The organism is Streptomyces sp. DH12 (assembly GCF_020873895.1).
Taxonomy (GTDB): Bacteria; Actinomycetota; Actinomycetes; order Streptomycetales; family Streptomycetaceae; genus Streptomyces.
Window position 1 is genome coordinate 1 of sequence record NZ_JAHWGT010000531.1, and the last position, 575, is coordinate 575.

The window sequence follows — 575 nt, forward strand, 5'->3', positions numbered from 1 at the left end:
TAAGCAGACTTAGCCTCGGAGCGGTCACGCTCCTGTGCTGCCCTGAGCACATCGGCGATCGACTCCCCCACGGCCTTGGCTACGGGCGGCGGGAATGCGTTACCGACCTGCCGGTATTGCGCCGTCTTCCCGCCGAAGAAGTCCCACTCCACCGGGAAACCCTGGACGAGGGCTGCCTGCCGCACCGTAAGCATCGGGCCGTCCGGGCCGAAGAGATCACGGTCTTCGGTCTGCTTCTTCTCGCAGGTCTCGATATCGTTGGCGACACCCATGCCCGAGATACCGAGCTGGCGCCAGGCCGCCTTCGCGCGACTCGGCCCCAGGTCTGCGCCGCCGTGCTTCTTGGATCCGCCTACAAGAGTCGGGGCGATCCCGCCGCCCTTGCCCTTCAGCTCGGCGTCTCGTTCCTGCGCCTTGCGGAGCCAGTTCTCGTAAGCATCACGGGCCCGCTGTGCGTGGATTCCTTCGAAATACCGCGAGTACCGCTCCAGCATCGAAGGCTGGAGTTTTGCAGCCACACTCACCGGTTCCTCGTGGGTGGGCGTTGGCCACTCGTACTTCAAGTCCTTGATGAC

General features: G+C 64.5%; 1 protein-coding gene. It reads right to left on the bottom strand.

All coding sequences use genetic code 11. The features are described from left to right. Positions 1–575, bottom strand: a 575-nt coding sequence (locus LPA54_RS35600; RefSeq protein WP_228984711.1) for a DNA cytosine methyltransferase, incomplete at both ends; no start/stop codon positions are given.